This window comes from Flavobacterium sp. MMS24-S5, from assembly GCF_050320125.1.
Taxonomy (GTDB): Bacteria; Bacteroidota; Bacteroidia; order Flavobacteriales; family Flavobacteriaceae; genus Flavobacterium; species Flavobacterium tyrosinilyticum.
On the sequence record NZ_CP190016.1, the window covers coordinates 3357083 to 3378599 of the forward strand.

Genomic DNA, 21517 nt, shown 5'->3' on the forward strand with positions numbered 1-21517 from the left:
ATTTTTACATGATTTAATCTTATCAAGCATCTGTCGTGGCAGATGCTTTTTTTTGTATAATCCAAACCGAAATCTATAATTCGATCTTCTGTTAGCAAAATACAGCTTTAAAAATTATTCAATTTTAGAGTCTTTTTTATTTTTTTCAATGCGGCATTCAATGTTAGAAACATTGATCGAATACTAAGCCCTTGTGATGAACTTCATCTAGTTTTTTAAATAAATAAGAAAAATCATTCAATTTAGTTTTTTAATTCAAAAAAATAACATAAAATTGTAGGAAATTTATATTAAAAAAAAATGTTGTTTATAATGAAGCCTTATGAGAAAAATTAAAACCCTACTGATTTTAAGTTTTATTTTGTTTTTTAATGTTAAATCCTTTAGCCAATCTCCTGGAGGTGTTTCTGGATTTCAGGCTTGGTTTAAAACTGGTAAACTGTCAAATGGGTATTTCAATTGGCAAGATTTCAGTGGTGATGGTGTCAAATTAAATAAATGGAATTCTGAGAATGAATACTCAAGCAGTGCAAGGTATTTTAATTTTAATGAAGCTCTTTATCTTGATGGAGGGAGCAGACAGTTTTTTTTAAATCAAACCAATTTGCAGCAAGGAACTATTATAGGGTTGTTTGGTTATACAGCAGCTTATTTTAATTATGAAAATATTTTATTTGGTATCACAGGCCGAGCCAATGAAGGGACTATAATCACTAATGACAAAGTAGCTAATAGTACAGAAAGAGATGGGGAAATTCTAGATTATGGAAGTACTAATGGTGAAGATTTGTACCGTAAACAAGACAATAGTGAAGGAACAGAAGCAAAGTTTAGAGAACGTTCCTTAAAAATTGTTTCCTATTACCAATACCAGCAGCCTAACATTTCGGTGTGGGGCGAAGATCAAAAATCAAATTTGACTTTGGGATATGGATATCTTAATACTGCAAACGGGCTATCTACTTATTCACTAAAAAATTTCAGCAATAATTTTTACGGTTATATTCCAGAATTATTGGTTTATAGTCGTGTTTTAAATCCTCTTGAACGTCGAAAAGCAGAAACCTATCTGGCTATAAAGTATGGTGTCAGTTTAAGTAATTCTTATATCTCTAGCGACGACAAACTACTATGGGACTGGGATGCCAATAAAACGTATAATAATCGAATAACCGGAATTATACGGGATGATGCAAGTGCCTTAAATCAGCCATTTTCTACCACAAGTTATGAAGAAGGGCCTTATTTTTCTGATGGCTATGATTCTTATCAGGAACCCAATTATAAAGATTTATCTACCCGTTATCGCTTGTTGGCAATGGGACAATTTCCTGCGAATGATTTAGCAGATAAAAATGCTTCTTTATGGGGAGATGATGGTGGCGCTCTAACTACGCAAAATGCAGGTGGTATTGCAGGAATTAAAAGGATGGAACGAACGTGGAAGCTTATTACTAATACTTTGCCTCCAACAGCAGAGCAAAAAACATTACTTTTTAATACTACAGATTTAGTTATAGAATCAAATTTTGGCAAGGCGACATTTACTAATACGATAAACTCAAGCATTGGGACAGGAGTAACAAAAACGCCGTTATTAGGATTAAATGGTTATTTAGAATTCAAACCGGTAGCTATAGGAAGTTCAATGATAGTAAAATTTGGATCGCAAAGTGGTACAGCAGATGCATCAGATTATGGTGTAAGAATAGATGCAAGTGGAGCTATTTATGCAATAGAAAATACCAAACAACCTTATAGACTGGGAACCATAATTGCCAATTATCATAAAATTACCATTGAGAAAAAAGGAAATGAAGTTGCTATAAATATCTATAATCCAGTTGGCAATAAAGATAGTGCTACAAAAATTCTGACGATATTGCCTTCAGATGCTAACAAGGCTTTTTATGGGGCTGTTTTGTTAGAGAAAAAAACAACAGATTTTTCAATAAACTTGATTCATGGTGGTTTTGCAGCCACAGGATCAAAAGTAGAACTTTCGTATGATAGTTCAAGAGCGGCTGAATTTGCAAACAATACAGATAGAAGCTTCCTGATTATAGACCGCTCGGGTACTGGTTCTTTTGAGGTTGAAAATGTAGAATATTATCCTGTTAGTGATATAGATCAAAATAGAAAGAAGATTATTTTCAACAATGTCATTTGGGATGCAGATGGTAACGGAAAAGATGTTTTTTCTTTTGGATATAAAGACGCGACAGTTAAACTAATAGCGTTGGAAGATGGAATTTCTCCTACTTGTGCAAATGGTATTCTGCAGCAGGATGGAAAAATTAATATTGAAGTAAAAGAAGGAATTCCAGGATATAAATATTCTCTAAGCAAAACAGGAGTTGCCACGGTTTTGAAGTCAGACACTTTTTATGATTCTAAAATAACAATAACAGACCTGGAAGCAGGTAGTTATGATTTGACATTAGAAATGATAGGAACCAATTTTGAAAGATCGGGAGGAAGCAGTCAGGTTGGTGTAACCACAACTACTTCATTGCCAGCTGGAGGAAATGGAAGTTTAGAATGGGCAGTAATCGATTTTGCTTCAGATAAATATATTGGTTTTATCAATCAAAAAACGACAAAAACATCGGCGGTATTAAATTATGGTGTTCAAATCAAAAAAGATCAATTGTATTTCTGGAATAAAGGAGTCGCATCTGCTACTTCTTTAGCGACATTAACTAAAGGCAGTAAAATAAAACTGGAAATCCAAAATGGCATTTTACAATGTTCTGTGGATGGTATTCTGAAAGGAACTCAAAATATCGCGACTGCAGATGTAGGATTAACTTATTTTGGATTTGTCGCTCTTGATGCAGGCAACAATGCAATTTACAATTTAGTCCATACCGGTTTTGTAACCAGTCCAATCAAGCTCGCTTGGGGAACAGCAACGTATCTAAATATCACAGAAGGTGATGGTGTCTCAAGTAAAGTAACACAAAAAATAATACTCACAGCTCCAGAATGTAATGAGATTCTACCTCCAGTTACACCGGTAGTAACAGACAACCTTGTTGTGTCGCCAGTACCTTCAAAAGCAGGGGCGAATTTTAATATCAATGTCAAATTAAACAATCCTTCAGAAGTGATGGTCTTGATATTTAATACATCAGGAACCTTAATACAGCAGCTGCGTAATCCTCAATTGCAAAAAGAAGCTGTTATTACCACCAGTCTTCCAGCACCAGGAATTTATCTTATAAAAGTTTTGACAACAGAGGGTGAGTTCTCGAAATCAATCATCATCAATTAGACAGCAAGTCAATAAAAATTAGTTATACGCCAAAACCAGTAAAAATGGAAAAGAAAGAAAACTTAAAATCAACAATACAGAGAATCACCGCAAGTGTTCTGGCCGTTATAATATTTGGGCAGAGTGCCCTTGCTTATAATTTTAAATCGGCAACGGAAGTATTTTTTAATACATCTTCTAAAAGCAGTTCCAGCAATAGTGAAGAACATACTGAATCTGCTGGGGTATCAAATCAATCAGCATCTAATAATTTAGTTAGAAACGCAGATAAAACTTTTGCTAAAGTAACTCAGAAAATTATTCCTGCAGAAGAAAAAGCAGGAGTTATTGGAGTTTACGCAGGCAAGCTTTTAGATAATCCGGCAGACAATATTTTTCATTTTAGTCTTAAAGAAAAGCCAGCATCAGAAGACCGTGTGAAACTGGTTTACGAGTTACAAGGAATTTCAGATTATCATGGAGCAGCTATAAGTATCAATGATGAATTTTCAAGAGGAGGAAACTGGGTGCAAAAAAGCGACCAGTGGAGCCAGCAGGAACAATATATCAGTGCCTCAAGTTTACATCTTGGCGATAATACAGTATTATTTTCACTTCCAGAAAATGCTTCTTACGGATATCAGGTTCGTAACTTATCTATTATTATAGAGAAAGAAAAAGCAAAATCACTTAGGTTAGATAACATGACAGCCTTAAGTTACAAAGGCGAAAGCTATGTAAGTGGTTTTGTTGATGGATTATCTGCAGACAGCAAAATTAGTATTGACGGAAAAATGATTCCGCATTATAATGGATTTTTCGAAACGGTGCTGCCAATTTCAAACAATTCAAAAGCAACAGTAACGATAACGGCTAACGGCCAGACTTTACAGCAAAATATTAGTGTAAAACCTGTTTCGGTAATGCATCAGGAACCCTTAATGAATGTTCTTGCAGGGCAAGCCAAAACATTTATAAAAGGACAAAAAATGATGCTTTCTGTAGGAGCAGCCAGTATCGAAGTGAACAATACAGCTTTATTAGAAAATAAAACACTAAGTATAACCCCATTGCGTTCTTTGGATTTGCCGGCATTAGATCCTACAATGACCAATTTAACCAACGGAAGAGGCTATCGTTTCCTGCCTCATGGCGAACATTTTGCAGAGGGAGCTCTAGTAAAATTAGGATATAATAAAGAGTTACTGCCTCCAGGCTATACCGAGGAAGATATCCGTACCTTCTTTTTTGACAAAAATACAGGACATTGGGAAGCTTTGGAGCGCGATAGTCTTGATGTTGCCCATCAGATTATTATTTCTAAAACAACTCATTTTACAGATATGATCAATGGTGTTATCAAAACACCAGAATCTCCCGATACACAAGGTTTTGCAGCAACGATGATGAATGACATTAAAGCAGCAGACCCGACAGCGGCAATTCAAATGATACAACCGCCAACCGCCAATCAACAAGGTTCAGCCAATTTAAGTTATCATATTGAAGTGCCTCCTGCTCGAAATGGTATGATACCCGATATCAACGTTACGTATAATAGTGATGGTGGCAGTGGCTGGCTTGGTGAAGGTTGGGACATACAAATACCAAAAATTACAGTAGATACCCGTTGGGGCGTACCGCGTTTTAGCCCTACAGAAGAAACAGAAACCTATAGTTTAAATGGAGTCATGCTGGTTCAGATGGATAGTGAAAATCCAACTGTGGCACACCGTGGAGAAAAAATTGCCCGTAAGAGTGGCGATGTTCAGTTTTATCCAAGAAACGAAAGCAGTTTTACTAAAATCATTAGAAAAGGAACTGATCCTAAAAATTACTTTTGGCAGTTAACGGATAAAAATGGAGTAGTATACACTTATAGAGACGCGATTAAAGGACAAAATGGAAATATTGCTGAATGGCATTTAATTAATGTAGCCGATTTACATGGAAGCTACATTAATTACCGATATAATAGTGTCATATACGAATTAGTAGGCAACAAACTTTTATCTGAGTCGGACTATCTAAGTTACATTGAATATGGTAGCCCAGATGTTGGGGCACACACTCGTATTACATTTACAAATGGAGTAAGCAAAACAGTTAAAACAAATAATGGTCGTTATGGATTTTTAACTTCACAACATAAATTACTGACTAATATTAAAGTAACGCAATTTGGCGCCACTTTACGTAGTTATGATTTTGTCTATAAAAAAGACGATGGAGCCTTCAAGAAAACCTTATTAGAAAAAATAGTGCAGAATGACGCCAGCGGAGCAAAATTCAACGAGCATGTTTTTGACTATTACGATGATGTAAAAGCTGCGGAAGGATATGTGCCTTTTAGTAGTACTACAGAAGATTGGAATACTGGAAATGATGGAGTAACCGGAAATGGTGTGATTACCAAAAAAGATATTACTAAAGATGGCGTTATCTTTAGTGATAAAATTTCGGCATTGGGAGGGGGAGTTTCTACTTCTGAAGGATTTTCTTTATTTGTAGGAGTTGGTCCGAATGATGGGGGATTAAATTCTACGAGTAATACTGTGGGAGCAAGTTTTTCCTATTCGCCATCCCAATCAAAGGGACTTTTAGCACTGGTAGATATTAATGGTGATGGCTTAGCAGATAAAGTTTTTAATGAATCGGGTAGAATTTATTATCGTCCAAATACAGGAAGCAATACTTTTGGAGATAAATTAGAAGTTCATGGAATTTCTACTATTTCATTTACTAAATCAGCAGGAACAAGTTATGGAGTAGAAACCAAGCCGGGATTTGGCAGTGCAGTTATTACTGCGGGAACGAGTTATGAAACTACTAAAACAACAACTAGTGCTTATTTTCAAGATGTTAATAATGATGGTTTAGTAGATTTGGTACGAGATGGCGTGGTATATTTTAATCATATTGTGAATCTTAACGGTAATGCAATACCAACTTTCACTACTTCAAGTTCTGATACTGCCAGTCCAATAAAAGGAGGCGGAAAAATAGATAGCAGTGTAACAGCAGTAGATCCTGCAGAACAGGCAGAAGCTATTGCCAATTCTCCTTTGCAAGATGTGGTACGAGTGTGGGAAGCGCCTTTTGATGGGACCATAAAAATAGAAAGCACAGCTAAACTGATACCGCCAACAGGAACTTATGATGAAGCAGAATATGCTTTGGCAGATGGTGTGTTTGTGGGTATTCAAAAAGGAGGAATTCAAATTGTGTCGCAACAGCCTTTAACCAAAACAACTCCTTCAGCCAATCTTTCTGTTCTTTCGCAGACAATAACAAAAGGAGAGAAAGTATATTTTAGAGTACAATCAGGTCGTACAGATTTGGCAAATGGAGCTTTTGATCAGGTCGATTGGAATCCCGTAATCACTTATACCGATGCAAACAGAACCAATTTACCAATAAATCCTGATGGGCAGCAGCGTTTTAGCTATAAAGCCAGCGAAGGTTTTGTGGTAGAAAACAGCACGACAAATGTTATCATTCAGAAGCCTAACGAAGCAGGAGCCATACAAGTAACTGGAATTTTTACAAAACCAGTAACCAGCGATGCAATTCAGGTTAGTCTTTTGGGCAAAAATAATTCAGGAACATTTGTTACCCTTTGGTGTAAAAACTACGCTGCAACAGATGTTGTAAATGGAATATTGACAGCGAATACTGTTTTACCAGCTATTACTGCAGATTTTCAGGAATTAAAAATTGCCATAACCAGCGAGACAAACGTAGCTTGGGACAAAATAACCTGGGATGCGAAGTTAACCCATTACCCTGCGGGCAATTTTACAGCGATAATGCCAGCGCCTTCAGATGTAAATTGTACAGGGGCAAATTCAGCAGTTATTACTGGAACATCAGATTATGAAACGGTTCCTTTTAAAGACTACAGCATTTTTGCCAGTCATTTAATTGAAGGTAAAATCTATACTGCGACAAGTACTGGTACACTTACCTTAGTGCCCAATTTAACGGCAGTCAATACAAATGGAATTTCTTATAAGGTAACATTGTCTGCTAAAACAAGTACAGGAGTTTTATTGGGCAAAAGTAATTATACGATGTTAAATGGAGTGCTCACTGTTCCAACACCACTAACGGTTATAGCAAATGCAGGAGATCAAATCTGGATAGAATATACTATTGCCGATCGTTTAGCATTAGGGACAATTCCAGCATCTGCGAATACAATACCAACAGTAACCGCAAACGGAACTCAAGTAGTGGCTGCAGTATTTGCATCTGTTTTAGCCGATACAGAAAAATTTGACCAATGCAACGCCATTGGGGACAATTTATTTATAATGCTATGGATGGGCGTTATAATAAGCCTATTGATGAAAGTAAATTAGTATTGCCGAATTCTGATAAGGCAGAAATGGATCCGAGAAAAATGATCTTTAGTGTAATGACTCCGGATGTAACAACCAAAAAATACTGGTCAGGAGCAGATAATCTCACTTATGTCAATGGAACTGTAGTTTCTAGTTCTCGTTTAGGTGAAGATAATGTGATATTAAAGAATCCACTAGAAGGATTGATTGCAGGAGAAGTAAATACAAATAACCCCTATTGTACAGAAGGTTCAGCTGCATTTGGAATTAACAAAACAACAAAATCTCAGAGTGTTTCTGTACAAGCAGGTTTGAGCGGGGTTACAGCGAATACAGCGACTGGAAGTTCTGAGGTAATTACCGATTTTCAGGATATGAATGGGGACGGATTTCCCGACATTATTACAAAAAATAATATCCAAATGACCAATAGTAAGGGAGGCTTTGATGGCGAAAATATTCCTATTTCTACCGTACACAGTAGCAGCAACGAAGCCTATTCTGTTTCTTACGGAGGCCAAGCTTTCTTTTCTTCTTCGGTAACAAGTGCAAGAGCAAATTATAATAAAACAAAATCAAACGTAGGTAGAATTAATATAACAACAACACTAGATGCAGCACTAAAAGCATTAGATGCTAATGATGCTGCCAAAGCAGCTTTGGGAAAAGCTAAAAATGATTCTAATTCACTTACTTATAGTGGTGGAGTTGCTTATAATAAGGAGGCAACAGTACAGACTTGAACCGATGTAAATGGAGATGGTTTACCAGATAAAATTTTAAGCGATAAAAAAGTACAACTTAACTTAGGATATAGTTTTACTGAGCCTATTGATTATGGTTTGGAAGATATTTCTAAAGGAGAATCAATTTTTCCAAGTTTCGGATTAGGAGTTGATTTTGGATCTTCTTCTATCACAGCAGGATATGGAGTAAATAAAAATATTAGCTGGAACGATTTTAGTTTGCAGGATGTTAATGGAGACGGATTGGTCGATCAGGTATTTAAAAATGATTTGGTTCGTTTGAATTTAGGAGATCATTATAGCGCTCCAATGTCTTGGAGTGGTCTTGATGTTTTAGGAAAGGTTTCGGCTACAGCTGAATCGCTAAATACTGCTTTTACTGTTGGTATACCTATTCCAATTCCACCAACTGCAGGTCTTAAAATAGCGATTAACCCAGGTGCAAGTATAGGACTTTCAAGTAACCGTGTAGAAACCCAATTGCAGGATATTGACGGAGACGGATTCCCTGATTATTTAACTTCGACTACAGATGATCTGTTAAATGTAAAACGTTCTGCCATTGCGCGTACCAATAAATTAAAGTCGGTTCATACGCCATTGGGTGGAGAATTTATAGTAGACTATAGCCGCAGTACACCAACTTACGATCATCCGGGAGGAAAATGGGTCATGCAGAGTGTGGTGGTAAAAGACGGAATCGCCAGTGACGGTCCTGATATGAAAACACAATTTGCTTATGCAAAAGGGAAATACGAACGCCACGAAAGAAGTTTCCTTGGCTTTGGCGAAGTGAAAACACAAAACATCGATACCGAAAATGGCGATAAAGTATACAGAACCTTAACGCAAAACTATGATGTGTCCGATTATTACAATGCCGGACAATTACTAAGTACTGTTCTGGAAAGTAATGAAGGTGTAAATGCTACATCCAATACAGGAGCAAAATATACAGAGAGTACTCAGGATTATTATTCGTATGCCGTAAAAGCAAGCGGAGACAAATACGATTTTACGCCTATAGCTAAAATCTGTTCAGACAGAGGAGTGAGTTTTAACCCTGTTAAAAATATAACTTCATTAGCGTATGAAGGCGGTACAGCACCTTTGAAATTAAACGAAATTCACAATGAGTATTATTTGGGTTCAGGCGATTTTGGGGATTTAAAAAGCTATAGTTTTAAAGACAACAGTACCGGAAATTATAAGACAGAAATTGGATATACTACTAATTTGTCAAAACATATTTTGGGACTTCCAACGAGCAGTAAAGTCACTATGGGCGGCGTAACCGTGCATGAGGTAAAAGCAGTTTATGATACCAATTATGCTAATCATCTCACGCAAATAAGCCAGAAATTAAATGACAGCCAATGGGCAGTTACAGATCTTAAATATGATGCTTACGGAAACATAACGCAGAAAACATTACCAGAGAATTACAAAAAAGAACGTCCGTTTTATAAATACCGTTACGACGATAAATTTAGAATGTACGTAGAAGAAATCTCAGATAATTTTGAATACCGCAGTTATGCGAGAAATTATGATTACCGTTACGGAATTGCTCTGGAAACAGAAGATGTAAACGGTTATGTGATCAAAAAAGAAATCGACGAATTTGGTCGTCTGACCAAAGTTCAGGGACCAAAAGAAGCAGCAGTAGGACAGCCGTATACGATTATGATGGAATATTTCCCGACGACTATAGTGTCTAACGGAAACATCAGCAGAACGGCTTATGCAAGAACCAAACATTTTGATGCACAGCACCCGAATGATCCTATTGAAACCGTAACTTTTGTTGATGGACTGGGAAGAGCGATCCAAGTGAAAAAAGATGGGGCAATTACCGATAATAAAACACCTGACCAGCAGAGTGATGTGATGATTGTTTCGGGACGAGCGAAGTTTGATGCTTTCGGGCGCGTAAAAGCGGCCTATTACCCGCAGACTGCACCGCTTGGCGACTGGAATAAATTGATGGACAGTTTTGATTCGGTGGAGCCGACGAAAACTACGTATGATATTCTGGACCGACCTGTAACCACGACTTTGCCTGACGGTGCAGAAACCAAAATGGCGTACACGATTGAAAGCGGTTTATTGAAAACAGAAGTAACCGATGCGTTGAATAATACCAATTCAAGCTATGCCAACGGATCTGGATTGACGATGAAAACCTTGGATGCCAACAGCGTAATGACGCAGTTTGGTTATGACGGAATTGGAAGAAATATTACCGTAATCGATGCGCAGGGGCAACAGACCCTAAGCAAATACGATTTGGCAGACAGAAGAATAGAAGTCGTGCAGCCCGATGCAGGAAAAAGCACGTTTAAGTTTGATGCTTTAGGCAATTTACTGGAAAGGCAAACGGCAAATCTGGAAGCCAAAAGCAAAAAGATTACCTACGAATACGAGTTTAACCGATTAACGAATATTCATTATCCGGAGAATCCCCAGAACGATGTGCGTTATGTTTTCGGTTCTAAAAACGAAAGCCAGAACCGCAAGGGAAGACTGATTCTGATGGAAGATGCAACCGGAGCACAAGAGTTTTCGTATGGCGTGATGGGCGAGATCGAGAACATCCGCAGAACGGTAATTGTACCTAATTCTGCTGTAGCAACCTATGTAACGAGCTGGAAATACGATTCATGGAACCGTCTTCAGGAAATGATCTATCCCGATCAGGAAAAGATCAGCTATACGTATAACTCAGGCGGATTACTGCAGGCAGTTGCAGGCAAGAAAGCCTACAGCTACAACTATGTCAACAAAATTGGCTACGATAAATTTGAGCAGAGAAGCTACCTGAAATACTGCAACGGAACCGAAACCAAGTACAATTACGAGCCGTTAAGAAGAAGACTCGATAATATGACCGTGGCTTCAGGAACAGGATATCAGGGCACCAACACGCCAAGAATGTTCATGAACAACAAATACCAGTATGACAAAGTAAGCAATGTCTTGAATGTAACTAACAGCGCGGCAGGCGTAACCAATAAAATGGGCGGGATCATGGCACACAATTATGCTTATGATAACTTATACCAATTGACATCTGCCAACGGAGTCTACACAGGAGCCGACCAGAAAACAGCCAATTACAATCTGGAAATGAAATACGACGATCTGCACAATATTGTGAGTAAAACACAAAACGTGATGCAGAATAAAGTGACAGAAACAGGCGCATTGAAAGCAGGTTACACAATGAACTACAATTATAATAGTACGAACAAACACCAGCTTGATAATGTAACAGAAACGGAATACAGAACTAAAAACACAGACCCGAAAGTAGACAAGAATAAAAACAACAAATATGTTTACGACAAAAACGGGAACATGATTTATGTAAATACCGAAGAAGTCAAAACTGACGGAAAAGTAAATGAAAAAGCCCAAGAGAAGAAATTTATTTGGGATGAAGAAAACAGACTTGGAGCTGTTGATATTAATGGTTATGTTTCTAACTATACGTATGACGCAGGAGGCGAGCGAGTAACCAAGCTTTCTGGAGGGGGACAAGGGATTTTTGTGAATTCTGCATTCTCTGGAGGAAAGACTTCTACGAGTGATTTTACATTGTATGTTAACCCATATTTAGTGGCACAGAATGGCGGTCGCTATACGAAACATATTTATATTGGAAGCCAAAGAATAGTTTCGAAACTTGGCGATTTTGATTCTTATGGAGCAGATCCTAGAAGAGTAGAGAAAGCAGGAGAATCTTTTTCTGGCGTGAAAGTGAATTACGATGCTAAATACAAGAAATCTCTCGAAGTTGTAAAAGCTAATTATGATACTTTTGAAGTGCCTTATTATGGGCTTGACAACAATGATTATGTAAATGGAATTGGTTTCTGTTGTAATCCTTCTGGGGAAACAGCTTCTGCAAGTTCTTCTAGTACAACAGGGAAACTTATGGCGGGTAAGAATGACAATGCAGAGTTGCAGCAGTTTTATTATCATCCTGATCATTTGGGAAGTTCTTCGTACATTAGCAATCTTGACGGAGAAGTTGTTCAGCATGTTGAATATGTGCCTTTTGGGGAAGTATTTTTGGAAGAGAAAAATGCGAAGTGGAATACGCCATATTTGTTCACTTCTAAGGAGTTGGACAGAGAGACTGGAATGTACTACTTCGGTGCGAGGTATCAAGATCCGAAAGATGGAATGATGAAATCAGTTGACCAGATGGCTGAAAAATATCCAAATTGGTCACCATACAATTACGCATTTAATAATCCTGTTAAATTTGTCGATCCTGATGGTAATGAACCAGATGATATTATCATTAAAGGAAAGAATAATTCAAGCTTAACGATAAAAACAGGTACAATAGATCTTACTTTAAATTCAGATATTGATTTTAAAGGTAATCATACTATTGCAGATGCGACTAACTTAGCAATTGGCTATCAAACATCAGCAACAGTTACATCAGTTGCAGGTACCGGTGTCAGTGGCGGTGCTGCTAAAATAAGTACTCTTTTCTTAGGGAATGAACATGCAGGTTATTGGTATGATTACGCAGGAATTGAAGGGCAATTAATTGGAGCAACAGGATTTGAAGTAAGTGCAGGTATAGGAAAGAGTTGGTTTTTAGCAGTCTACGATCCTAAGTCGGGAAAATTAACAAATGATCCAAAAGGTTTTGAAGGTGATTATACAGGAGGTGGTGTTGGAGGCTCCTATGAACCGTTACTAGGTAAAGTTGCTTTAAATGGACAAATATCTCAATCAACAGATAAATCATGGATGGTATACTCTTTAGGAGCTTCTATCGCGGTAGGCTGCTTCAGGTGGTATTTTTGCAGGTGGAAGTGTAAGTGCGGAAGGGCATAAAGGAACAACAAGATTGATTACCCCACAAGTTAAAACAAAAGATCGAAGTTGGGGAAGTATTATATTAAATTGGGCTCAAAAAATAACGTCACCTTTTTAAGATTTTAAAAATGAAAAAAGAAAAAAAATTGTTATTGTTGTTAGGAGGGGTAATAGTTTTATTTATTACTGTTATTATACTTACCCAGTATTATTCAAATAAATTAAATGAAATTGAAAATAGGCATTCTGAAAAGTTCAAAATCCAATTCAAAGGGCATATAATAAATTCTAAGAAAACACAACGATTATATATGATTTGTGTAAAGTTAGATTATACGAATATTGATTCTTTTTATAGCCTTGATGAGTCATTAGGTCTTAAAATTAAAAATGGAACAGCCGTAATGACAGCAAGTTCTACTTTGGTTGAAGAAGACAAAGTTGATTATGTAGAAGTAAATATGAATGAGGATGGAAAGCAAAAATTTTATTCTAATGGTAAATTGATTGTAACTTATGATGCATTATTTTTAGGCGGCGGCGGATTAACCGAGGAAGATATGAATGTTTGTAATTAGCTGATAATAAGGTAATGTATCAGATTAGGGCATTTTCAAGAATATGCTTTTAAGAACATTTAAATAAAGGATAAATATTAATTTATAAAAAAAATTAGACAGTCTTCGGGCTGTCTTTTTTGTTTTTAGAGTTTTAAACAGTTTTAAAATGAGGTTTTTACTCTAGAGTGTTTCAGATTAGGGCATGAAAATAAACGTTTTTTTGTCTTATTCTGTTTAATATTAGGCTTTTGAGGGCGGTTAATGTTGAATAATAAAGCAATCTTTGAAGCTGTATGCTGTTGAAGAAAGTTCATTGAAAAAACGAAAATGTGATGTCTAGCCCCGATAGAAGCGGTATCCTTTTGTGGCGGGGTTCGCCACAAAAGATATAGCGGATAGCGGGACTAAAGGTGTTTTTGGAAACGAAGATTTTCTGCTTCAAATCATTAAACAATCAAATATGATTTTGCCGACAGAAGAACAGAAGTCGTCCAACCCGATGCAGGAAAAAGCACGTTTAAGTTTGATGCTTTAGGCAATTTATTGGAAAGACAAACGGCAAATCTGGAAGCCAAAAGCAAAAAGATTACTTATGAATACGAGTTTAACCGATTAACCAATATTCATTATCCGGAGAATCCGCAGAACGATGTGCGATATGTTTTTGGTTCTAAAAATGAAAGCCAGAACCGCAAGGGAAGACTGATTCTGATGGAAGATGCCACAGGAGCGCAAGAGTTTTCATATGGCGTGATGGGCGAGATCGAGAGCATCCGCAGAACGGTAATTGTACCTAATTCTGCTGTAGCAACCTATGTAACGAGCTGGAAATACGATTCATGGAACCGTCTTCAGGAAATGATCTATCCAGATCAGGAAAAGATCAGCTATACGTATAATTCAGGCGGATTACTGCAGGCAGTTGCAGGCAAGAAAGCCTACAGCTACAACTATGTCAACAAAATTGGCTATGATAAATTTGAGCAGAGAAGCTACCTGAAATACTGCAACGGAACCGAAACCAAATACAATTACGAGCCGTTAAGAAGAAGACTCGATAATATGACCGTAGCTTCAGGAACAGGATATCAGGGCACTAACACGCCAAGAATGTTCATGAACAACAAATACCAGTATGACAAAGTAAGCAATGTCTTGAATGTAACCAACAGCGCCGCAGGCGTAGCCAATAAAATGGGCGGAATCATGGCACACAATTACAGCTATGATAATCTGTATCAGTTAACCTCAGCAAACGGCGTTTACACAGGAGCCGACCAGAAAACGGCCAATTATAACTTGGAAATGAAATACGACGATCTGCACAATATTGTGAGCAAAACACAAAACGTGATGCAGAACAAAGTGACAGAAACAGGCGCATTGAAAGCAGGCTATACAATGAACTATAATTATAATAGTACGAACAAACACCAGTTGGACAATGTAACAGAAACGGAATACAGAACTAAAAACACAGACCCGAAAGTAGACAAGAATAAAAACAACAAATATGTTTACGACAAAAACGGTAACATGATTTATGTAAATACCGAAGAAGTCAAAACTGACGGTAAGATTGCAGAAAAAGCACAGGAGAAGAAATTTATCTGGGATGAAGAAAACAGACTTGGAGCTGTTGACATTAATGGGTATGTTTCTAACTATACTTACGATGCGGGAGGCGAGCGAGTAACGAAACTTTCAGGAGGCGGACAGGGTATTTTTGTAAATTCTGTTTTTGCTGGAGGAAAAACCTCTACATCAGATTTTACATTGTATGTGAATCCATATTTAGTGGCGCAGAATGGTGGGCGTTATACGAAACATATTTATATTGGCTCGCAACGTATTGTGAGCAAGCTTGGAGATTTTGATTCTTACGGAGCAGATCCGAGAAGAGTAGAGAAAGCAGGAGAATCTTTTTCTGGCGTGAAAGTGAATTACGATGCTAAATACAAGAAATCATTAGATGTTGTAAAAGCTAATTATGATACTTTTGAAGTGCCATATTATGGGCTTGACAATAATGATTATGTAAATGGTTTAGGTTTCTGTTGTAATCCTACTGGAGAAACAAGTTCATCAAGTTCTAGTACATCAGGTTCTACAACCGGTAAACTGATGGCAGGCAAGAATGACAATGCAGAATTGCAACAGTTTTATTACCACCCTGACCATTTGGGAAGTTCTTCGTATATTAGCAACTTAGATGGTGAGGTAGTTCAGCATGTTGAATATGTGCCTTTTGGGGAAGTTTTCTTGGAAGAGAAGAATGCTAAGTGGAATACACCGTATTTGTTTACTTCGAAAGAGTTAGATAGAGAGACAGGATTGTACTATTTTGGGGCTCGTTACCAAGATCCGAAACTTGGAATCTTTATATCTGTCGATCCGTTAGCTGAGAAATTTAAAGGAGTGAGTTCTTACGCTTATGCTTTAAATAATCCTGTTAAGTTTACCAATCCTACAGGAATGGAACCAGATCCTCCAACTGGTGTTGATGCAAGAGACGGGCAAAAATATATGGATGTTACTGGTATTTGGATATATGATAAAGCATCTACTACTTGGATAGGACAGTATGGAAATAAAGACGGAACAAGATCTAGAGACATAGGAAACACTATTGAATTAGAAAATGTAAATGTTAAAGCATATAAAAGCAATTATGTGTCTTCTGGGGAGTATGGAACTGTCTAAAGACTTTAATCATGCTTTAATAGCTGCTGGTGTAGTGATTTTTCCAGTAGCAATTACTGAAGGTCTTTTGGTAAGTGCTTTTACACTATCTGGAGAAATGAGTGTTGGAGCTATCGGTGGAAGAATGGCAGTCGATGCTTCTGTACAGACTGCAGTTAACTTTAGTTCAAATGGAGGCGACTTTGGGAATGCATTTGGAAGAGTAAACTTGACTCAGACTGCGTTAGCTGGAGTAGGAATGAATTATATGGGGAATGCTTTGCTTTCTTCTTCTACAAACATATCATTAATAGATCAAAAAAGTATTTTTAATGGAACGATGAGTGGTCAATCATTTGCGACCCAAACTATATTCAGTGCTGCAGGAGGGGCTGCTGCTCAGAAAATGAGTGGTTCATCATGGTTTAAAGGAACAACTCTTGGTACAGATATGATTACTACCGTGCGTTTTGGACAATCAGTTGGTAATGTAGCAGGAAATATAACAAATGGACTTTTAACCAATGCTCCCGTTTACGGTGCTGGAGTAATCCAAAATAAAATTCAATAAATTATGCTCAATAAAATCTTAAAAAAAATTATTTATACGTCTCAAAAAAATTCTTATTGGAATCTATGGATAATTATTGTGCCTGTTATTATTTTAGGAATTTATCTTTATCAAAAAAATATATCTATCGAGCAAGGAAATTATTCAATAGGTTTAGTAACTAAAAAATATTGGCCTATTGTATCACATCAATCTATAATGTACTCATATCAAAAAAACAATGAGCAATATATCAGTTCTGCAGTTTACGATGATAAATATAAGCCTAAAGAAGGAGAACGTTATTTGATACAATATTCTTTAAAATATAGTTTCGGAGGTGCAAAAATTTTTCAGAATATTCCTGTTCCAGATAGTGTAAAGGATGCCCCACCTGAAGGCTGGAAACAGCTTCCAATGTGGGCAAAAAAAAGTGGTCACGTATCAGATTAGGGTAATGTATCATATTAGGGCATAGATTATAAAAATTTTGACCGATCTACTTTTGAGGGGCTTGAAAGTTCGATAGGGGCTAGCCGCGGTATTTTGAATGGATCATTATTCATTGCAGCTGATCAATCTTATTATGGAATTTCAGCTGGATTTGGCAAATCTAAGGAGGTTTTTGGAGGAAAAAGAGATAATAAAAGTTTTGAATTATCTGGAGCCAAATTAATAAAAGATTTAATCAACAGAACCACGACCTAAAAAAGACTAAATATGTATAAATTTTTTTTATTTTGCTTATTATATTTTTTAATGAGTAGTTGTAAAACAAACGATGATTTTAATAGGAAGTTAATGGATTCTGTATGTGAAATTCATGTGCAAAATAGGGCTACAGATAGTTTTGGAGGGATTGAGGAATATAGAATAAAAGATAAAAGAGAAATAATCTCTATTTTGAAAGAATTACTTACATTAAAAGAAGAGGATAATTCACCAACTAAACCTTATGACGGAACTATTGTTATAGAATTTATGAAAAAAGATCAATACGGGACAGGAGAATATATTAATATTCTTTCTACACGGATTATTCTTAAACCCAATAAGGAGTATTTTATAACTAATTCCAGAGGTCAATATGTATCAGATCATTTTTTGGCTAGGATTTTAAAATATGTAGAAATAGATGAGAGTAAAGTTCCTGCATTAGATGCTTACAGGAAATCTAAAAATTCTTCAAATGGTTCGAGCTTTCCACTCGGGAAAGAAAAGAAAATTGATTAAGAATAGAAAAAATTAAACCTCGCAGAATGCGAGGTTTTTTTATGTCTTATTCTGTTATAAATGAAACGTCTAGAGGTGTTTAATAATAAATAATAAAACAATCTTTGAAAGATAGCAGTATAAAAGTTGTATAAGTTATATTGGAGCGGTTACGAAGTCGGGAGACTTCGCACAGCAGGGGAATTGAAGAAATTAGTATTAAAGATAAAAAAGAAATAGCTTCTATTTGTAAAGAATTAATTTCATTAAAAGAAGAAAACAATCTGCAAACAAGACCTTATGATGGAACTATTGTTATAGAATTTATGAGAAAAGATCAATATGGAGTTGGTGAGTATATTAATATTCTTTCAACAGGTATTATTCTTAAGCATAATAGCGAATATTATATAACATATTCTAGAGGTCAATATATTTCAGATCATTTTTTAGCTAGGATTTTAAAATATTTAGAAATAGATGAGAGTAAAGTTCCTGCATTAGATGCTTACAGGAAATCTAAAAATTCATCAGGAAGTAAAATAGTAAGCTATGAAAAAAACAATTAAAATTATATTGGTTTTAGCTCCTTTGATTACTGTTTTTGCAGTTGCATATTTCCGAAGTAATTGGACTGATAAAGAATTAAAGAAAAATGGGAAAACAACAATTGGTAGAATTGATAGTATTGAACGATTACCCAAATGGTCAATTATATATCTTTCTTATTATATAAATAATAAAAAGTATGTTTTCTCTCAGGATGATTTAGGTACTGGAATAACAAAAGATGATCTGCTAAAATTTTATGAGGTAAGATATTTACCAAGTTCTCCTGAAATAATTAGAGGAGGTTATTCCAAACAAATCACAGATACAACAGCTATTTTAAAAGCTGGATTTTTAAGGGAAGAAATCGCTAATATGGTTAATGTATCAGATTAGGGCATTTTTATAAAATACGTTTTTAGAGCGTTAGAGTAAAGTTGTCAATTAATCCTGGCCCTAAAAATGAATAATAATTATGAATAAAATTTATGCGTTTGGTTTTTTATGTTTTCTTTTAGTAAGCTGTAATAGTACTAAAGATGGAATTAATAAAAAATTATTAGATTCTGTTTACGAAATACATATTAAAAATAGTAGCCCAGAAAGTTTTGGGGGGCTTGAGGAACATAAGATTAGGGATAAAAAGGAAATAGCATCATTTTGTAAGGAATTGCTATCTTTAAATCAAGAGAATGATTTACAATCTAGACCTTTTGACGGAGCAATATTGATAGAATTTTATAAAAATAATAGCGATGGTTCTTATGATGCTAGTAACCTGCTTTCTACGGGAATAGTTTTTAAGCCTAATAATGAATATTTTATACATTACTCTAAAGGGAGATTTAAATCAGATCATTTTTTGGCTAGGATTTTAAAATATTTAGAAATAGATGAGATTAAAGTTCCTGCATTGGATGCTTACAGGAAATCTAAAAATTCCTCAGACGGTTCGAGCATCCCGCTCAGGAAGGCAAAGAAAATTGATTAATAATAGAAAAAATTAACCTCGCAGAAATGCGAGGTTTTTATGTTTTGGTAATGTATCAGATTAGAGCATAGAAATAAAAGAACACGCTAAAAATGTTGGAGGCAATTTTGTTAAAGATATTGTCGCGCTTCCAGAAATTATAGAATGTTACAATATTGCAGGCGATTGCGATTTTATGCTCAAGATCTTTGAGCAAGATGTGGCTAGTTATCAGGATTTTGTAATGAATAAGCTGTCAACGATTGAAAACATTGGAAACACGAACAGTATTTTTGTAATGGGAGAAATCAAACACAGCACCGCTTTAGAATTTTAAAGCAGAAGAAAATCCTAAAATAAAACGTATTTTTGAAATCTAAAATCATCAATTTAGATCAAAAATCTAAAATCGTTAATCTACAATCAAAAATTAAAATGAACTGGGAACAACTTTTATCATTAAAACGTCAGGGAGATACAAGCAAAAGATTACGTGTAGAACAAGATGATACTCGTTTAGGATTTGAAGTCGATTACGACCGAATTATATTCTCTGCCGCTTTTAGAAGTTTGCAAGATAAGACACAAGTTATTCCGCTTTCTAAAACCGATTTCGTACACACGCGCTTAACGCATAGTTTGGAAGTTTCTGTTGTAGGACGTTCGCTTGGACGTTTGGTTGGAAAAAAAATAATTGAAAAATACCCTTATTTAAAAGAAGTTCATGGTTATCATATGAACGATTTTGGCGCAATTGTGGCTGCGGCTTCTTTAGCGCACGATATCGGAAACCCGCCTTTTGGGCATTCTGGAGAAAAAGCAATTGGCGAATATTTTGCTATCGGAAATGGGCAGAAATATAGAAATCAGCTAACAGATAAGCAATGGCAGGATTTAATTGATTTTGAAGGAAATGCAAACGGATTTTCAGTTCTAACCGCAAGCCGCCCTGGAATTGAAGGCGGACTTCGTATTTCGTATGCTACTTTGGGAGCTTTTATGAAATATCCGAAAGAGAGTCTTCCTAAAAAGCCGACTAATAATATTGCCGATAAGAAATACGGTTTCTTTCAAACAGATAAATTATTCTTTGAAGAAGTTGCGAAAGATATGGGAATGATTGCCAATAAATCTGGAGACGATATTGGTTTTGAAAGACATCCTTTAGCATATTTAGTTGAAGCTGCAGATGATATTTGCTATACGATTATTGATTTTGAAGACGGAATTAATTTAGGTTTGGTTTCTGAAGATTTTGCTTTAGAATATCTGATTAATCTCGTAAAAGATAATATTGGGGTTTCTAAATACAAATCGTTAACTACAAAAGAAGATCGTATCAGTTATTTGAGAGCTTTGGCAATTGGAACTTTGATTAATGATGCTGTAAATGTTTTTGTTGAAAATGAAGAAGCAATTCTGGCGGGAAATTTCCCGTATGCTTTAACAGATAAAAGCAAATACAAAGCACAGATGAATGATATTATCAAACTGAGTGTTGAAAAAATCTACCAGAGCAGAGAAGTAATTGAAAAAGAAATTGTAGGTTACCAGATTATTCAAACGCTGTTGGATAAATTTATTACAGCATTTAATAATAAATATGATGGAACTGCCTCCAACTACGATAAGTTGATTTTGAAAATGCTTCCAGAAAAACATCATTTAGAGAAAACCAATTTATATGAGCGCCTATTGCATATCTGCCATTATGTTTCGCTCTTAACAGACGGAAATGCGCTTGAACTCTATGAAATGATTCAAGGACAAAAAAAGCGTTAAATAAAAAAGCTTCTTTCAG

General features: G+C 35.9%; 15 protein-coding genes. All 15 read left to right on the plus strand.

The window, feature by feature from the left end:
• Nucleotides 1-322 precede the first annotated feature (322 nt).
• Nucleotides 323-3277 (plus strand): T9SS type A sorting domain-containing protein, encoded by a 2955-nt coding sequence (locus ACPWTF_RS15510; protein ID WP_427871984.1) that lies wholly within the window; start codon nucleotides 323-325, stop codon nucleotides 3275-3277.
• 44 nt (nucleotides 3278-3321) lie between these two features.
• Entirely contained in the window at nucleotides 3322-7620 is a 4299-nt protein-coding gene (locus tag ACPWTF_RS15515; RefSeq protein WP_427871986.1) for a SpvB/TcaC N-terminal domain-containing protein, read from the plus strand.
• Nucleotides 7542-8345 carry a hypothetical protein gene (locus tag ACPWTF_RS15520; protein WP_427871988.1) on the plus strand — a complete coding sequence of 268 codons (804 nt, stop codon included), beginning with the start codon at nucleotides 7542-7544 and terminating at the stop codon, nucleotides 8343-8345. Before ACPWTF_RS15515 ends, ACPWTF_RS15520 begins: the two co-directional genes overlap by 79 nt.
• 99 nt (nucleotides 8346-8444) lie before the next feature.
• A complete protein-coding gene (locus ACPWTF_RS15525) occupies nucleotides 8445-13211 on the plus strand; it encodes an RHS repeat domain-containing protein (RefSeq protein WP_427871990.1) in 4767 nt (1588 codons plus the stop codon).
• Between the two features lie 110 nt (nucleotides 13212-13321).
• Nucleotides 13322-13771 carry a hypothetical protein gene (locus ACPWTF_RS15530; RefSeq protein WP_427871992.1) on the plus strand — a complete coding sequence of 150 codons (450 nt, stop codon included), beginning with the start codon at nucleotides 13322-13324 and terminating at the stop codon, nucleotides 13769-13771.
• Between the two features lie 525 nt (nucleotides 13772-14296).
• Nucleotides 14297-16456 (plus strand): RHS repeat domain-containing protein, encoded by a 2160-nt coding sequence (locus ACPWTF_RS15535; protein ID WP_427871994.1) that lies wholly within the window; start codon nucleotides 14297-14299, stop codon nucleotides 16454-16456.
• Nucleotides 16401-17006 carry a hypothetical protein gene (locus ACPWTF_RS15540; protein ID WP_427871996.1) on the plus strand — a complete coding sequence of 202 codons (606 nt, stop codon included), beginning with the start codon at nucleotides 16401-16403 and terminating at the stop codon, nucleotides 17004-17006. Before ACPWTF_RS15535 ends, ACPWTF_RS15540 begins: the two co-directional genes overlap by 56 nt.
• A 3-nt stretch (nucleotides 17007-17009) precedes the next feature.
• Nucleotides 17010-17438: a hypothetical protein gene (locus tag ACPWTF_RS15545; protein ID WP_427871998.1), complete on the plus strand. Its 429-nt coding sequence runs from the start codon at nucleotides 17010-17012 to the stop codon at nucleotides 17436-17438.
• Nucleotides 17439-17531: 93 nt separating this feature from the next.
• A complete protein-coding gene (locus tag ACPWTF_RS15550) occupies nucleotides 17532-17693 on the plus strand; it encodes a hypothetical protein (RefSeq protein WP_427872000.1) in 162 nt (53 codons plus the stop codon).
• A gap of 12 nt (nucleotides 17694-17705) precedes the next feature.
• Nucleotides 17706-18218 carry a hypothetical protein gene (locus tag ACPWTF_RS15555; protein ID WP_427872002.1) on the plus strand — a complete coding sequence of 171 codons (513 nt, stop codon included), beginning with the start codon at nucleotides 17706-17708 and terminating at the stop codon, nucleotides 18216-18218.
• A 140-nt stretch (nucleotides 18219-18358) separates the two neighbouring features.
• The gene (locus ACPWTF_RS15560; RefSeq protein WP_427872004.1) at nucleotides 18359-18766 is read left to right on the plus strand and encodes a hypothetical protein; all 408 of its coding nucleotides are present in this window, start codon (nucleotides 18359-18361) and stop codon (nucleotides 18764-18766) included.
• Nucleotides 18750-19142 (plus strand): hypothetical protein, encoded by a 393-nt coding sequence (locus ACPWTF_RS15565; protein ID WP_427872005.1) that lies wholly within the window; start codon nucleotides 18750-18752, stop codon nucleotides 19140-19142. The genes ACPWTF_RS15560 and ACPWTF_RS15565 overlap by 17 nt, the downstream gene beginning before the upstream one ends.
• 79 nt (nucleotides 19143-19221) lie before the next feature.
• A complete protein-coding gene (locus ACPWTF_RS15570; protein ID WP_427872007.1) occupies nucleotides 19222-19737 on the plus strand; it encodes a hypothetical protein in 516 nt (171 codons plus the stop codon).
• Nucleotides 19738-19810: 73 nt separating this feature from the next.
• Nucleotides 19811-20053, plus strand: coding sequence for an Lrp/AsnC ligand binding domain-containing protein (locus ACPWTF_RS15575; protein WP_427875761.1), 243 nt, complete (start codon nucleotides 19811-19813; stop codon nucleotides 20051-20053).
• Between the two features lie 98 nt (nucleotides 20054-20151).
• Nucleotides 20152-21498, plus strand: a complete 1347-nt coding sequence (locus tag ACPWTF_RS15580) for a deoxyguanosinetriphosphate triphosphohydrolase (RefSeq protein ID WP_095928204.1) — start codon at nucleotides 20152-20154, stop codon at nucleotides 21496-21498.
• Nucleotides 21499-21517: the final 19 nt, after the last annotated feature.